Origin of the sequence: Kitasatospora aureofaciens, from assembly GCF_019192735.1 — a bacterium.
GTDB lineage: Bacteria > Actinomycetota > Actinomycetes > Streptomycetales > Streptomycetaceae > Kitasatospora > Kitasatospora aureofaciens_A.
This window is the reverse complement of the sequence record NZ_JAHTKP010000054.1, coordinates 1-15,636: the sequence shown is the minus strand read 5'-3', so window position 1 is coordinate 15,636 and position 15,636 is coordinate 1. Positions and strand designations below refer to the sequence as shown.

General features: G+C 71.2%; 12 protein-coding genes. 11 read left to right on the top strand and 1 reads right to left on the bottom strand.

Annotation, left to right across the window (positions count from 1 at the left end; translation table 11 throughout):
• Positions 1 to 81: 81 nt before the first annotated feature.
• Together KV557_RS32810 and KV557_RS32805 are read left to right on the top strand one after the other, a co-directional pair.
• Positions 82 to 1,440, top strand: coding sequence for an aspartate aminotransferase family protein (locus KV557_RS32810; RefSeq protein WP_218205207.1), 1,359 nt, complete (start codon positions 82 to 84; stop codon positions 1,438 to 1,440).
• Between the two features lie 71 nt (positions 1,441 to 1,511).
• On the top strand, positions 1,512 to 2,711 hold the full coding sequence (locus KV557_RS32805; protein WP_218205206.1) for a polyamine ABC transporter substrate-binding protein: 1,200 nt from the start codon (positions 1,512 to 1,514) through the stop codon (positions 2,709 to 2,711).
• Positions 2,712 to 2,717: 6 nt separating this feature from the next.
• Here KV557_RS32805 and KV557_RS32800 read toward each other — a convergent pair whose 3' ends face one another.
• A complete protein-coding gene (locus tag KV557_RS32800) occupies positions 2,718 to 4,373 on the bottom strand; it encodes a PucR family transcriptional regulator (protein WP_218205230.1) in 1,656 nt (551 codons plus the stop codon).
• 359 nt (positions 4,374 to 4,732) lie between these two features.
• Here KV557_RS32800 and KV557_RS32795 point away from each other — a divergent pair, with 359 nt between their 5' ends.
• The 9 genes from KV557_RS32795 (at position 4,733) to KV557_RS32755 (ending at position 15,108) form a co-directional block, all read left to right on the top strand.
• A complete protein-coding gene (locus KV557_RS32795) occupies positions 4,733 to 6,244 on the top strand; it encodes a gamma-aminobutyraldehyde dehydrogenase (protein WP_218205205.1) in 1,512 nt (503 codons plus the stop codon).
• Positions 6,245 to 6,300: 56 nt separating this feature from the next.
• Positions 6,301 to 7,551 (top strand): polyamine ABC transporter substrate-binding protein, encoded by a 1,251-nt coding sequence (locus KV557_RS32790; protein ID WP_218205204.1) that lies wholly within the window; start codon positions 6,301 to 6,303, stop codon positions 7,549 to 7,551.
• Between the two features lie 43 nt (positions 7,552 to 7,594).
• Positions 7,595 to 8,734: an ABC transporter ATP-binding protein gene (locus KV557_RS32785; RefSeq protein ID WP_218205203.1), complete on the top strand. Its 1,140-nt coding sequence runs from the start codon at positions 7,595 to 7,597 to the stop codon at positions 8,732 to 8,734.
• Complete coding sequence (locus KV557_RS32780; protein ID WP_218205202.1) at positions 8,731 to 9,660, top strand: ABC transporter permease; 930 nt, start codon at positions 8,731 to 8,733, stop codon at positions 9,658 to 9,660. Before KV557_RS32785 ends, KV557_RS32780 begins: the two co-directional genes overlap by 4 nt.
• The gene (locus KV557_RS32775; protein ID WP_218205201.1) at positions 9,660 to 10,463 is read left to right on the top strand and encodes an ABC transporter permease; all 804 of its coding nucleotides are present in this window, start codon (positions 9,660 to 9,662) and stop codon (positions 10,461 to 10,463) included. The genes KV557_RS32780 and KV557_RS32775 overlap by 1 nt, the downstream gene beginning before the upstream one ends.
• 64 nt (positions 10,464 to 10,527) lie before the next feature.
• Positions 10,528 to 11,922 carry an NAD(P)/FAD-dependent oxidoreductase gene (locus tag KV557_RS32770; protein WP_218205200.1) on the top strand — a complete coding sequence of 465 codons (1,395 nt, stop codon included), beginning with the start codon at positions 10,528 to 10,530 and terminating at the stop codon, positions 11,920 to 11,922.
• Positions 11,923 to 12,060: 138 nt separating this feature from the next.
• Complete coding sequence (locus KV557_RS32765) at positions 12,061 to 12,492, top strand: bifunctional DNA primase/polymerase (protein WP_218205199.1); 432 nt, start codon at positions 12,061 to 12,063, stop codon at positions 12,490 to 12,492.
• 63 nt (positions 12,493 to 12,555) lie between these two features.
• A complete protein-coding gene (locus KV557_RS32760; RefSeq protein ID WP_218205198.1) occupies positions 12,556 to 13,344 on the top strand; it encodes a nucleotidyl transferase AbiEii/AbiGii toxin family protein in 789 nt (262 codons plus the stop codon).
• Between the two features lie 240 nt (positions 13,345 to 13,584).
• Entirely contained in the window at positions 13,585 to 15,108 is a 1,524-nt protein-coding gene (locus KV557_RS32755) for a CoA-acylating methylmalonate-semialdehyde dehydrogenase (protein WP_218205197.1), read from the top strand.
• Positions 15,109 to 15,636 lie beyond the last annotated feature (528 nt).

Below are 15,636 nucleotides of genomic sequence, written 5' to 3'. Positions count from 1 at the left end.
TTTGCACCCTGTCGGCCGTTCGCGTGACCGACTGACAAGATGAAACTGCAATTCGGGGGTAGGACTCCCTAGCCTTACCGCATGAGCATCCCCACCGCTGACTCAGCCGCCGGCCAGGCCGTCAAGGCCGCCGACCGCGCGCACGTCTTCCACTCGTGGTCCGCCCAGGCGCTGATCGACCCCCTCGCGGTGGCCGGCGCCGAGGGCTCGTACTTCTGGGACTACGACGGCAACCGCTACCTCGACTTCTCCTCGCAGCTGGTGAACACCAACATCGGGCACCAGCACCCGAAGGTGGTCGCCGCGATCCAGGAGCAGGCGGCGAAGCTCTGCACCATCGCCCCGGGCTTCGCGGTCGAGTCGCGCAGCGAGGCCGCCCGGCTGATCGCCGAGCGCACCCCCGGCGACCTCGACAAGATCTTCTTCACCAACGGCGGCGCCGAGGCCAACGAGAACGCCATCCGGCTGGCCCGGCTGCACACCGGCCGGCAGAAGGTCATGTCCACCTACCGGTCGTACCACGGCGCCACCGCCAACGCGATCGCCGTCACCGGCGACCCTCGCCGCTGGGCCAACGACACCGGCGTCTCCGGCGTGGTGCACTTCTGGGGTCCGTACGCCTACCGCTCCAACTTCCACGCCGAGAACGAGGCGCAGGAGTGCGAGCGCGCGCTGGAGCACCTGGAGCAGGTGATCGCGTTCGAGGGTCCGGGCACCGTCGCGGCGATCATCCTGGAGACCGTGGTCGGCACCGCCGGCATCCTGATCCCGCCGCCCGGCTACCTCGCCGGGGTGCGGGAGATCTGCGACCGGTACGGCATCGTGTTCATCCTCGACGAGGTGATGGCCGGCTTCGGCCGCACCGGCGCGTGGTTCGCCGCCGACCACTGGGGCGTGACCCCGGACCTGCTGACCTTCGCCAAGGGCGTCAACTCCGGCTACGTCCCGCTCGGCGGCGTGGCGATCAGCGCCGAGATCGCCGCCGACTTCGACGAGCGGCCGTTCCCCGGCGGGCTCACCTACTCCGGCCACCCGCTGGCCTGCGCCTCCGCCGTCGCCACCATCAACGCCATGGCGGAGGAGGGCATCGTCGAGCACGCCAAGCACATCGGGGAGACCGTGCTCGGCCCCGGCCTGCGCGAGCTGGCCGAGCGGCACCCCTCGATCGGCGAGGTCCGCGGCCTCGGCGTGTTCTGGGCGCTCGACCTGGTGAAGAACCGCGGGACCCGCGAGCCGCTGGTGCCGTACAACGCCGCCGGCGCCGCCAACGCGCCGATGGCCGAGCTGGCCGCCGCCTGCAAGCAGCGCGGGCTCTGGCCGTTCGTCAACATGAACCGCTTCCACGTCGTCCCGCCGTGCACCGTCACCGAGGAGGAGGCCAAGGCCGGCCTCGCGGTGCTCGACGAGGTGCTGTCGCTCACCGACGCGCACACTGTCTGACGTACCGACCAGGACGGCCCCGGGTGTCTCCGTGCGCACCCGGGGCCGTCCCACGCTCCGGAGGCCCGACCATGCCCAGCACCACCCTGACCCGCCGTCCTGTGAACTCCCGTGCGATACACCGACGTTCGGTCCTCGGCGGGGCCGCGCTGCTCGGCGCCGGCACGCTGACCGGGTGCGGGATCCCGTCCGCGTACGTCGCCGAGGACCGCCGCTCGGCGCCGGACCGCTCGGACGCCGACAGGCGGATGGCGTTCTCCAACTGGACGCAGTACATCGACGTCGACGACCAGGGGCGGCGGCCGACCCTGGACGCCTTCACCGAGCGGACCGGGATCGCGGTCACCTACACCGAGGACATCAACGACAACGACGAGTTCTTCGGCAGGATCAGCCCGGTGCTCACCCAGGGCGCCGACCCCGGCCGGGACCTCATGGTGGTCAGCGACTGGATGGCCGGGCGGTACGTCTCGCTCGGCTGGGTGCAGGCCATGGACCGGGCCAACCTGCCCAACGTCACCGCGCAGCTCGACCCGCAGCTCGCCAATCCGGCCTTCGACCCGGGGCGCAGGCGCAGCGTGCCGTGGCAGTCCGGGATCACCGGCATCGCTTACAACCGCAAGGCGCTCGGCCGGGAGCTGAAGTCCACCGCCGACCTGTGGGCGCCCGATCTCAAGGGCCGGGTCACCCTGTTCGCCGGGCTGGACGAGTCGCTCGGGCTCCTGATGCTCGCGCAGGGCGCGGACATCTCCCGGTTCAGCGACGACGACGCGCACATGGCGATGAACCTGGTGCAGAAGATGGTCGACAACGGCCACATCCGCCGCTTCACCGGCAACGACTACACCAGCGACCTCGCCTCCGGTGCTGCGCTCGCGTGTCAGGCCTACTCCGGCGACGCCGTCCAACTCACCGCCGAGAACCCGGACATCGCGTTCCTCGTGCCGGAGGAGGGCGGGGAGCTGTGGGCGGAGAGCCTGATGATCCCCAACCGGGCCACCCACAAGCGCAACGCCGAGCTGCTGGTCGACTACTACTACCAGCCCGAGGTCGCGGCTCAACTCGCCGCCGCCGTCCAGTACATCTGCCCGGTGCCGGCCGCGCGCGAGGTGCTGGCGGCGAGTGGGGACAAGGACAAGGCCGGGCTGGCGGAGAACCCGCTGGTCTTCCCGACCGACGAGATGCGCGCCCGGCTGCACACCATGCGCGACGTGACCTCGGCCGAGCGGCCCGAGCTGCACAAGGTCTGGGGGCGGATCACCGGGGTGTGACGGTGCTCAGCGGCGGACGGCGTCGAGCGCGAGCAGGGCCACGTGCAGGGAGAGGCAGGACTCGACCTGGTCCAGGTCGACGCCGAGGATCCGCTCGACCTTGTGCAGGCGGTCGTAGAAGGACGGCCGGGACAGGTGGGCGGCGTCGGCCGCCGCGGACTTGTTCCGGCCCTGCTCCAGGTAGATCCGCAGCATCTGCACCAACTGGCCGTTGTGCTCGGCGTCGTGGGCGAGCAGCGGGCCCAGCTCGCGCTCCACGTAGGTCTGCAGCCGGGCGTCGTCGCGCAGCAGGTGCAGCAGGCCGCGCAGGCGGACGTCGGGCAGCCGGTAGTACGACGCGGTCCGGCCGCCGGGCGCGTCGTGCAGGGCCGCATCGGCGACCTGGGTGGCCTCCAGCAGGGTGCGCCGGGCGTCCCGGACCGAGCCGACCGAGGAGCCCACCGCGACCACCGGCGCCGGCGCCGGGGCGGCGGCCTCGCGTCCGGCCTCGGCGGACATCCGGCCCAGCGCGGCCGAGAAGGCGTCCAGCGCGGCATGCTCGTCCTGCTGGGTGCCGAGCGCGATGAGGACGCCGACGCCCTCGTCGTCCAGCGCGCCGACCAGGGCGGACAACCGGCAGGACCGGACGGCGCCGGCGGCCAGCTCGGTGAAGTCGCGCAGCCGGGCCTGCGCCTCCAGGGCGGCCGGGATCGGCCCGCGCCGCTGCCGCAGCACCACGCCGACCAGCCGACGGCCCTCCAGCGGGACGCCGAGCGCCTGGGCGCGCAGGGCCACCTCGGAGACGGTCAGTGCGTGGGTGAGGATGCCGGACAGCAGGGTTCGGTGGGTCTGCCGCTCCAGGCTCTCCCGGTCGCGCACCACCAGCCGGTTGAGCGCCAGGGCGGAGGCGCCGCGCTCCAGCAGCATGGTGTGCGGGTGCGGCTCGCCCCCGGGCAGCGGGCCCGGCTCCTGGACGAGCACCAGCCGGCCCCAGTCCTGGCCGCGGGCGCCGACCGTGGTCACCAGCCAGCCGCTGCGCGGGTCGTGGCCGGTGCGGCCGGGCGGGCGGACCCCGCGCGAGCGGCGCTCCCAGTCCTCCAGCAGCTCGGTCTCCGGGCGGCCGGCGGCGTCGTGGGCCAGCACCTGGTGGGCCAGGTTCTCCAGCACCACCGGCGCACCCGCCATCCGGGCCACCTGGCGGATCACCTCGGGGGGTTCGGCGCCCTCCACCACCAGCTCGTTGAAGACCTGGTGGACGGCCTCGGAGACGCGCAGCTGGTCGAGTTGGGCGTTGACCACGAGGGCGTGCACGGCCTCGGTGACGGCGACGAAACGCAGTTCGCGGCGCAGCGCGATCAGCGGCAGGCCGCGCTGCTCGGCGGCGTGCACCAGGGCGCGGGGGAGCGAGTCGAAGTAGCGCCGGCCGAACTCGACGACCAGGCCCGCCACGCCGACCTCGTCCAGTTCCCGGACGTAGCGGGCGAGTCCGTCGCGGTCCTCGGGCAGCGCGATGCCGGTGGTCAGCACCAGCTCGCCGCCCCGCAGCATGCCGGCCACGTCGGGCAGCTCGCTGACGTGGACCCAGCGGACCGGCCGCTCCAGATGGTCGGCGCCGGCGACGACCTGGGGCAGGCCGCGCCGCATCACCTCCAGATCGAGCACACGGGCGACGGTGGGGAGCATCGCGAGGGCCTCCAGGGACTCTAGGGGGACCAGGGTGTCAGGTAGATCATCCATCGTGGCGACGACCTGTTGCCCTGTCCGAACCCTTTCACCTTGTAAGGCCCTTCGTGCCGAGACTGCCGGAGTGACCCTTGTCACGCCGGGGTGCCGGCGGGCAAGGTCAGCGGGTCGGCAGTGGCGAAGAGCGAATCCCGCGCCGGAATCCGTCGCGTCAACCAGGACGCAACAGCGGAATCCCTTGTCGAAGCCCCGCCGGACTGCCAGGATCGCGCAACCCGCTGATCGGCCGGTCGGATTCCCCACCGCGGAAGCGCGCCTCGCCGCGCGCAGTCGAACCACCGGGCACTTGGAGGAACCATATGGACCTGACCGACTTCGGCGCGGGCGCGCAGTACATCGCGGGCCGGCAGAGCCGGGGGAGCGGCGAGCCTTTCCAGGTCGTCAACCCCGCGGACGGCAGCGTGGTCGAGCAGGTCGCCCTGGCCACCACCGAGGAGGTCGACGCCGCGGTGGCCGCCGCCCGCGCCGCGCTGCCCGGCTGGTCCACCGCCACCCCCGCCGCCCGCGCGGAGGCGCTGACCAGGCTGGCAGCCGTCCTCACCGATGCCTGCGGCGACCTCGCCCGAGTGGAAACGGCGCAGACCGGCAAGCCGGTCAAGCTGGCCACCGAGTTCGACGTGCCCGGCACGATCGACAACACGTCCTTCTTCGCCGGGGCCGCGCGCACCCTGGAGGGCAAGGCGGCCGGCGAGTACTCCGGCGACCACACCTCCTACGTCCGGCGCGAGGCGATCGGCGTGGTCGGCTCGATCTCGCCATGGAACTACCCGCTGCAGATGGCCGCCTGGAAGATCCTCCCGGCGATCGCGGCCGGAAACACCATCGTGCTCAAGCCGGCCGAGCTGACGCCGCTGACCTCGCTGATGTTCGCCCGGGCCTGCACCGCGGCCGGCATCCCGGACGGTGTGGTCAACGTCGTCACCGGCGCCGGACGCACCGCGGGCGAGCACCTGGTCTCCCACCCGGACGTCGCGATGGTCTCCTTCACCGGCTCGACGGCGGTCGGCAGGCGGGTCGCCGAACTCGCCACCGCGAGCGTCAAGCGCACCCACCTGGAACTCGGCGGCAAGGCCCCGTTCGTGGTCTTCGACGACGCCGACCTCGACGCCGCCGTGCACGGCGCGGTCGCCGCCTCGCTGATCAACGGCGGCCAGGACTGCACCGCCGCCACCCGCGCGTACGTCCAACGCCCGCTGTACGACGCGTTCGTGGCCGGCGTCGCCGAGCTGTACGCCGCGATCCGCGTCGGCGACCCGCTGAACCCGCGGACGGATCTCGGCCCGCTGGTCTCGTACACCCACCGGGACCGGGTGGCCGGCTTCGTCGAACGCGCCCGCGCGTACGCCACGGTGGTCACCGGCGGTCGCGCACCCGAGAAGGGCCACGACGGCAGCGACCTCACCCGCGGCGCGTACTACCTGCCCACGCTGATCACCGGCGCCGCCCAGGACAGCGAGGTGGTGCAGGGCGAGATCTTCGGCCCGGTGCTGGTCGTGCTGCCCTTCGACGGCGACGACGAGGGCTTGCGGCTGGCCAACGACACCCCCTACGGCCTGGCCGCCTCCGCCTGGACCACGAACGTGCACCGTTCGCTGCGCGCCACCCGCGAGATCGCCGCCGGGTGCGTGTGGGTCAACGACCACATCCCGATCATCAGCGAGATGCCGCACGGCGGCTACAAGGCATCCGGCTACGGCAAGGACATGTCCCAGTACTCGCTGGACGAGTACACCCAGGTCAAGCACGTCATGTTCGACACCACCGCGGTGGCCCGCAAGGACTGGCACCGCACCGTCTTCGGAGACAGATAACCCCCGGTCAGAGGGTGCACCCCCACACCCCTGTTCTTCCCCAGGAGGCCCGTTCCATGGCGTTCAACGAGCTCACCGACGGTCTGCCCGAACCGGTCCGCAGGGCCTGGGAACGCAGCCTGACCAGCGGCCGGGCCGCGATCGGCCGCCGCACCCTGCTGCGCGCCGCCGCGCTGACCGCCGGAGCGGGCACCCTGGCCGCCTGCGGCATCCCGGCGGCCAGGACCGCGAACGGCGACTCGACCGCGAACGCCGCCAAGGACCTCTCGGACAGCGAGAAGGAGGTCAACTTCTCCAACTGGCCGCTGTACGTGGACACCGACGAGAAGGACAAGCAGAAGCACGGCACCCTGGACGCCTTCACCGCGGCCACCGGCATCAAGGTCAGGTACAACGAGGACGTCAACGACAACGTCGAGTTCTTCGGCAAGATCAAGCCGCAGCTGGCGGCCGGCCAGGACACCGGCCGCGACCTGATGGTGCTCACCGACTGGATGGCCGCCCGGCTGATCCGGCTCGGCTGGGTGCAGAAGCTCAACCTGGCGAACGTCACCACCGCGATCACCAACGTCGAGCCGCGCTTCCGAGCCCCCGACTGGGACCCGGGGCGGCTCTACTCCTACCCGTGGGCGGGCATCCAGGTCGTCGTCGCCTACAACAAGAAGGCCACCAAGGGGAAGGAGGTCACGAGCGTCTCCCAACTGCTCGACGACCCCGACCTCAAGGGCCGGGTCACCTTCCTGTCCGAGATGCGCGACAGCATCGGGATGGTGCTGCTGGACATGGGCAAGGACCCGGCGAAGTTCACCGCCGACGACTACGAGGCGGCCGTCGCCCGGCTGCAGAAGGGCGTCGACAGCAAGCAGATCCGCCGCTTCACCGGGAACGACTACGGCCAGGAGCTCTCCTCCGGGGACATCGCGGCCTGCGTCGCCTGGGGCGGCGACCTGATCCAACTCCGCGTCGACAACCCGGACATCGAGTTCGTCGTGCCCGAGAAGGGCTACATCGCGTCGACCGACAACCTGCTGGTCCCGGCCAAGGCGCAGCACAAGACGAACGCGGAAAAGCTGATCGACTTCTACTATCAGCCCAAGATCGCGGCGCAGCTGGTCGCGGGCATCGGCTACGTCTCGGCCGTCACCGGGATGAAGGACGAGCTCGCCACGCTCGCCCCGGACAGCGCGGCCAACCCGCTGGTCGTCCCCACCCCCGAGATGGCGACGAAGGCGCACGTGTTCCGCACCCTCACCGAGAGCGAGGAGAGCGACTTCGAGCAGAAGTTCTCCAAGCTCATCGGCGCCTGACCCGCCCCCGGCCGAGACCGCAGACAGCAGAAAGACACCCGACATGACAGACCAGCAGCGCGACGCGGCCGGCGGCGACGTCCGCCTCACCGGCATAGGCAAGACCTACGGCTCCTTCACCGCCGTCCACCCGCTCGACCTGACCGTCCCCCAGGGCTCCTTCTTCGCCCTGCTCGGCGCCTCCGGCTGCGGCAAGACCACCACCCTGCGGATGATCGCCGGCCTGGAGGAGCCCACCACCGGCACCGTCCTGATCGGCGGCCAGGACGTCACCGCGCTGCCCCCGTACAAGCGGCCGGTGAACACCGTCTTCCAGAGCTACGCGCTCTTCCCGCACCTCGACATCTTCGAGAACGTCGCCTTCGGCCTGCGCCGACGTGGCAGGAAGGACGTCAGGAAGCAGGTCGACGAGATGCTCGAACTGGTCGAACTCGGCCCGTACGCCCGGCGCAAGCCGCACCAGCTCTCCGGCGGCCAGCAGCAGCGCGTCGCCGTCGCCCGCGCCCTGATCAACCACCCGCAGGTGCTGCTCCTCGACGAGCCGCTCGGCGCGCTCGACCTCAAGCTCCGCCGCCAGATGCAGCTGGAGCTCAAGCGGATCCAGACCGAGGTCGGCATCACCTTCGTGCACGTCACCCACGACCAGGAGGAGGCCATGACCATGGCCGACACCATCGCGGTGATGAACGGCGGCCGGGTCGAGCAACTGGGCGCCCCCGCCGAGCTGTACGAGAACCCCGCCACCACCTTCGTGGCCAACTTCCTCGGCCAGTCCAACCTGCTGCCCGCCGAGGTCACCGGCAGCGACGGCGGCGACCTGCTGCTCACCGCGGCCGGAGGCCGCCTCGCCGTGCCGAAGGCGCGCTGTTCCACCGAGGCCAGGCACGTGCACCTCGGCGTCCGGCCCGAGAAGATCACCATCGAGCACGGCTCCGCCGAGGTCGCCGACGGCCGGAACAGGCTGGCCGGCACCGTCCTCGACTCCAGCTTCATCGGCGTCTCCACCCAGTACCTCGTGCGCACCGACGGCGGCCAGGAGGTGACCGTCTTCGAGCAGAACATGGAGCGCGACGCCCGGATCGTCCCCGGCGCTCCGGTCGTCCTGCACTGGAACCCGGCGCACTCCTTCGCCCTGGACGCCGCGCAGGCGATCGACGCGGGCACCGCGGAGGAGGCCGCATGACCACCACCACCCCGGCCGCGCCGCCGCAGGTCATCCCGTTGGCCAAGGCTGCTTCGAAGCCGAAGCGCAAGCTCACCCCGTACTGGCTGCTGCTGCCCGGCATCGCCTGGCTGGTCGTCTTCTTCGCCGTGCCGATGGTGTACCAGGCGTCCACCTCGCTGCAGACCGGCTCGCTCGAAGCGGGCTTCAAGGTCACCTGGCACGTCTCGACGTACTGGGACGCCCTGGTCGAGTACAAGTGGCACTTCGTCCGCTCGTTCTCCTACGCGGCGATCGCCACCGTGCTCTGCCTGGTCATCGGTTACCCGCTCGCCTACACGATCGCGTTCAAGGCGAGCAAGCGCTGGCGCAACGTCATCCTGATCCTGGTGATCGCGCCGTTCTTCACCAGCTTCCTGATCCGCACGCTGGCGTGGAAGACGATCCTGTCCGACGGCGGCCCGGTGGTCGGTGCACTCAACACACTGCACGTCCTGGACGTCACCAACGCGCTCGGGCTCACCTCGGGCGACCGGGTGCTGGCCACGCCGCTCGCCGTGGTCTGCGGCCTGACCTACAACTTCCTGCCGTTCATGATCCTGCCGCTGTACACCTCGCTGGAGCGGATCGACCCGCGCCTGCACGAGGCGGCCGGCGACCTGTACGCCCGGCCGTTCACCACCTTCCGCAAGGTCACCTTCCCGATCTCGCTGCCGGGTGTCGTCGCGGGCACGCTGCTCACCTTCATCCCGGCCTCCGGCGACTACATCAACGCGCAGCTGCTGGGCTCGCCGAGCGAGCAGATGGTCGGCAACGGCATCCAGAAGCAGTTCCTGAACGTGCTCGACTACCCGACGGCCGCCGCGCTGAGCTTCATCCTGATGGCGTTGATCCTGGTCATGGTGACGGTCTACATGCGCAAGGCCGGGACGGAGGAACTGGTCTGATGTCCCGACTCTTCACGTGGATCCGAGCCCATCTGGTTGTGCTGGCGGGCCTGTTGGCGCTCGCCTACCTGGTGCTGCCCAACCTGGTGGTGCTCGCCTTCTCGTTCAACAAGCCGGCGGGTAAGTTCAACTACGAGTGGAACCAATTCTCCACCGACGCCTGGACCAACCCCTGCGGCGTGGCCGACATGTGCCAGTCGCTCTCGCTCAGCCTGCAGATCGCGGCCCTCGCCACCATCGGCGCGACCGTGCTCGGCACCATGGTCGCCTTCGCGCTGGCCCGCCACCGCTTCCGCGGCCGCGCCGCCACCACCGCAATGATCTTCCTGCCGATGGCCATGCCCGAGGTCGTCATGGCCGCCTCGCTGGGCACGCTGTTCCTCAACATGCGCATCCCGTTCGGCTTCACCACCATCCTGATCGCGCACATCATGTTCTGCCTCAGCTTCGTGGTGACGGCGGTCAAGGCGCGCGTGATGAGCATGGACCCGACGCTCGAACAGGCCGCGCAGGACCTCTACGCCACCCCCACCCAGACCTTCCTGCGGGTCACCCTGCCGCTGGCCGCGCCCGGCATCGCCGCGGGCGCGCTGCTCAGCTTCGCGCTGTCCTTCGACGACTTCATCATCACCCAGTTCAACTCGGGCCCGACCACGGTCACCTTCCCGATGTTCGTCTGGGGCGCGTCGCAGCGCGGCATCCCGGTGCAGGTGAACGTCATCGGCACCGCGATGTTCATCGCCGCCGTCGCGCTGACCGTCGCCGGCCAGTGGCTCGACAACCGCCGGAAGGCCACCGCCTGACGTAGCGTCGTCAGGCAGCGGCCGAGCAAACCATCGCCTATGCGTAGAAAGTGGCTGATAATGCATGGACTCCGCCCGCGCACTCCGTGACGCCAGGCCCACCCCCTTCTGGCTGGAGGACCCCGGCCGGCCGGCGGCGCTGCCCGCCCTGGTCGGCGACACCGTCTGCGACCTGCTCGTGGTCGGCGGCGGCTACTCCGGCCTCTGGACCGCCCTGATCGCCAAGGAGCGCGACCCGTCGCTGGACGTCGTGCTGGTCGAGGGCAACGAGGTCGGGTGGGCCGCGTCCGGGCGCAACGGTGGATTCTGCGCGGCCAGCCTCACCCACGGCTTCGGCAACGGCCTCCAGCGCTGGCCCGGCGAGCTCGGGCAGCTGGAGCGCCTCGGCGCCGCCAACCTCGACGGCATCGAGGACACCCTCAAGCGCTACGGCATCGACGCCGAGTGGGAGCGCACCGGCGAGATCGACATCGCCACCCAGCCCCACCAGGTCGAGGAGCTGCACGAGATCGCCGAGGCCGTCCGCGGGTACGGCTTCGACCTCACCGTCCTCGACGCCGACGCGCTGCGCGCCGAGGTGGACTCGCCGACGTTCCTCGGCGGGCTCTGGGACAAGGAGGGGGTGGCCATGGTCCACCCCGCCAAGCTCGCCTGGGGCCTCAAGGAGGCCTGCCTCGGCCAGGGCGTGCGGATCTTCGAGCGCACCCGGGCCACCGACCTGCGCGAGTACGGCAGCGGCACGGCCGTCCGCACCCCGTACGGGCGGGTGTTCGCGCGCCGGGTCGCGCTCGGGACCAACGTGTTCCCGTCCCTGGTCAAGCGCGTCCGTCCGTACGTCGTGCCGGTGTACGACTACGCGCTGATGACCGAACCGCTGAGCGCGGAGCAGCTTGCCGCGATCGGCTGGAACGGGCGGCAGGGGCTCAGCGACAGCGCCAACAAGTTCCACTACTTCCGGCTCTCCGCCGACAACCGGATCCTGTGGGGCGGCTACGACGCGGTCTACCACTACGGCGGCCGCGTCCGGCACGAGTACGACCAGCGGCCGGAGACCTTCCGCACCCTGGCGCACAACTTCTTCCGCTGCTTCCCGCAGCTGGAGGGCCTGCGCTTCACCCACGCGTGGGGCGGCGCGATCGACACCTGCAGCCGGTTCTCGGCGTTCTTCGACACCGCGTACCGGGGCAAGGTCGCCTACGCGGCCGGCTACACCGGCCTCGGCGTCGGCGCCACCCGCTTCGGCGCCGAGGTGATGCTCGACCTGCTCGCCGGCGAGCGCACCGAGCGGACCTCGCTGGAGATGGTGCGCAGCAAGCCGCTGCCCTTCCCGCCCGAACCGGTCCGCTGGGCCGGCATCGAGATCACCGCCCGCTCCCTCCAGCGCGCGGACCGCAACGGCGGCCACCGCAACCTGTGGCTGCGCACGCTCGACCGCCTGGGGCTCGGCTTCGACAGCTGACCTCGGTAACAGCTGACCTCGGTAATCGTGGAGCTACCTGTGTAAGAGAGACCCGCCGTCCGCCTCTCCCTGGTGACGGCGGGTTTCGGTCCCCGCCGTGCGAACGACCGGCACGAGCACCCAGAAGCGGGGACAGACATGGAGAGCACCGGACTGCACTGGCTCGCCCAGGCGGCACCCGACCCGGAGGCCTTCCGCGAGCAGTGGGAGCGCACCGGGCTGGGCCTGATGCTGCTGCCCGCCGGGCGCCGCTGGGACGTCCTCTCGGTGCCCGGGCGGCTCGGGCACCCGGCCCTGGAGGTCCTCGCCGCCGGTCTCAGCGGCCCGGTCCTCACCGACTTCGGGGACGAGCACGTCAGCTTCCTCGTGCCGGTCGGCACCGCCGCCCGCTGGGTCGGCACCGGGGTGCGGTGTATGGGGGAAGGCACCTGGATCGTCCTCCCGCACCCCGAGCGCAGCAGCCGCGGGGTGCGCTGGCTGGTCCCGCCGGACGGCTCCGGACGGCTCAGCGACCCGGCGCTGCTCGAACTCGCGCTGCACGAGGCGGCCGCCGCGCTCAGCGACTGGTGAGGGCCGGGCCGGGCGGCGGCCGCCGGTGGCGCGGCGGGCGGGCCGTCGCGGCAGACTGGAGGCGTGACCACCGCCCCGGACGCCGCCCGCGATGCGTCCCTCAGCCCGGGACCGGCCCAGCTGCGGCTCGCCGAACTGGCCGGCCCGGTCTGCGACCGGTACGGCCTCGCGCTGGCCGGGGGACACGCGCTGCGCGCCCACGGCGTGGCGGCGTGCACCCAGGACGGGCTCACCCTGGTGGCCGGCGGCACCGAGCAGGCCGACGCCGGGCTGCCGGAGGTGGCCGCCGCGCTTGCCGCCGCCTACCGCGCGGCCGGGGGCGAGGCCGTCGAGCGGCCCGGCACGCCACGGCTGGAACAGCTCGCGGTCCGGCTCGCGCTCGGCGGGCGGACGCACTCGGTCGAGCTGCGGAAGGACCCGCTGGGCCACCGGCCCGTCCGGCTCGACCTCGGCGCGCCCGCGCTCGGGGAGCCCGAGGTGACGCTGCCGGTCGTCGCCCTGGAGGACGCGGCGGCGCTCACCACCGCGCTGCTCGTCGACCGCGGCATGCCGCGCGACCTGATCGACGTGCACGCCCTCACCGGCTGCTACCGGGAGGGCGAACTACTGGTGCTGGCAAGCGCGTTGGACGCCGACTTCCAGCCCGCGGCGCTCGCCGACCGGCTGGAGACGCTGGCCGAGGCGGCGGACGGCCGGTTCCGCGCCCGGGGCGTCGCGGCCGACGCGGTGGACGGGTTGAAGCGGTGGGCGCTCGCCTGGGCACAGGACCTGCGGCTGGACCTGCTGGAGACGCAGGAGGCGGCCGACGGTCTGCACGATCCGTACCTGGAGGACCTGTCCGCGGAGGAGTGACTCCCGGTGCATGTTTGGTTTGCGCACATGGTTCAGGCATTCGGCCGAGTGACCGGACGACCTGTAAGGCTGAATCCCGGATCCCCGTCAGCCTGGTCGTTGAGGCCGGGCACGGCGGCCACCAGACTGGGTGATGAGCGCGGTAGCCCCGTGATTCCCGTCGCCCGGCCCACTCGCGGGCGGCGCCAGACAAGGGACCGGCGGCAGGACGCCGCCCGGGACTTCGGAGGCAGACGGACCTTGAGCAAGCACATCATTCACTGGATCGGCGGCGAGCCGGTCGCCACCGCCGGCGCGGCGCCCCGCCGCGGTGACCTCTTCGACCCGGCCACCGGCCAGGTCAGCGGACACGTCGACTTCGCCGGGATCGCCGAGGTCGACCAGGCCGTGGCCGCCGCCGCCTCGGCCTTCGCCGAGTGGCGCACCGCCTCGATCGCCAAGCGCACCTCGGTGCTCTTCGCCTTCCGCGAGCTGCTCAACGCCCGCCGCGACGAGCTGGCCGAGATCATCGTGTCCGAACACGGCAAGGTCCACTCCGACGCGCTCGGCGAGATCGCCCGCGGCCTGGAGGTCGTCGAGTACGCGTGCGGCATCCCGCAGCTGCTCAAGGGCGGCTTCACCGAGCAGGCGTCCACCGGCATCGACGTCTACTCGATCCGCCAGCCGCTCGGCCCGGTCGCGGTCATCTCACCGTTCAACTTCCCGGCCATGGTGCCGATGTGGTTCTTCCCGATCGCCATCGCGGCCGGGAACACCGTCGTGCTGAAGCCCTCGGAGAAGGACCCGTCGGCGGCCAACTTCCTCGCCGGGCTGTGGAAGGAGGCCGGGCTGCCGGCCGGCGTCTTCAACGTTGTGCACGGTGACAAGGTGGCCGTCGACCGCCTGCTGGAGCACCCGGACATCAAGTCCGTCAGCTTCGTCGGCTCCACCCCGATCGCCCGCTACGTCTACGAGACCGGCACCCGCTACGGCAAGCGCGTGCAGGCCCTGGGCGGTGCCAAGAATCACATGCTGGTCCTGCCGGACGCCGACCTCGACCTCAGCGCCGACGCCGCCGTCAACGCCGGCTTCGGCGCGGCCGGCGAGCGCTGCATGGCCGTCTCCGTCCTGGTCGCGGTCGACCCGATCGGGGACGAGCTGGTCGACAAGATCAAGCAGCGGATGGCCGCCCTGAAGGTCGGCCCGGGCTGCAACGGCGACTCCGAGATGGGCCCGCTGGTCACCGGCCAGCACCGGGACAAGGTCACCTCCTACGTCGAGTCCGGCCTCGCCGACGGCGCCGAGCTCGCCGTCGACGGCCGCAAGCACCCGATCACCGCCGAGGACAAGAACGGCGCCCCGACCGCGGACGGCTTCTGGCTCGGCCCCACGTTGTTCGACCACGTGAAGCCCGGCATGTCCGTCTACAACGACGAGATCTTCGGCCCGGTCCTCTCCGTCGTCCGCGTCGCCTCCTACGAGGAGGGCGTCGCCCTGATCAACGCCAACCCGTACGGCAACGGCACTGCCATCTTCACCAACGACGGCGGCGCGGCGCGGCGCTTCCAGTACGAGGTCGAGGTCGGCATGGTCGGCATCAACGTGCCGATCCCGGTCCCGGTCGCCTACTACTCCTTCGGCGGCTGGAAGGCGTCCCTGTTCGGCGACGCCCACGCGTACGGGTCGGACGGCGTCCACTTCTTCACCCGCGGCAAGGCCGTCACCCAGCGCTGGCTCGACCCCTCGCACGGCGGCATCAACCTCGGGTTCCCCACCAACAGCTGAGCCCCCGCTCCCGCAGGACAGCCGGCCGGACCCTTCCCCCCAGGGCCCGGCCGGCTCTTTGCGTCCCGTTTGCGTCCGGTAGCGGAAACGCGTAGTGTTCTCCGAGCTGCCTGGCAGGGAGCACCGGACACGCATCGGCGCGGACGGTCCTGGGGCAGCCAATCCTCTGAAACACCACTTCCTGGTTCGGGCCGGGTCGCGTCTTGTCGTGGCTCGGTGCGTATTCGGCGTGCGCAGTTAATTGGATTGCGGACGGATTCGCTTTTCGGAGCGGGGATCGGCTAGAGTTTGAAACGTCGGACGGGGCATCAAGTCCCGGAAGACACCGGCGAGTTGGATGACGAAGCCCCGGAAAGCGGAGCGGAAAACATCTGATAAGCTGGAAACACGAAAGAACGAAACGCCCGGAGGGCCCGCTGGAAGGCGGTCCGAAGGAAGTGTCCGTTCCTTGAGAACTCAACAGCGTGCCAAAAGTCAACGCCAGATATGTTGACATCCCCGGCCTCGATCACTTGATCGGGGTTGGAG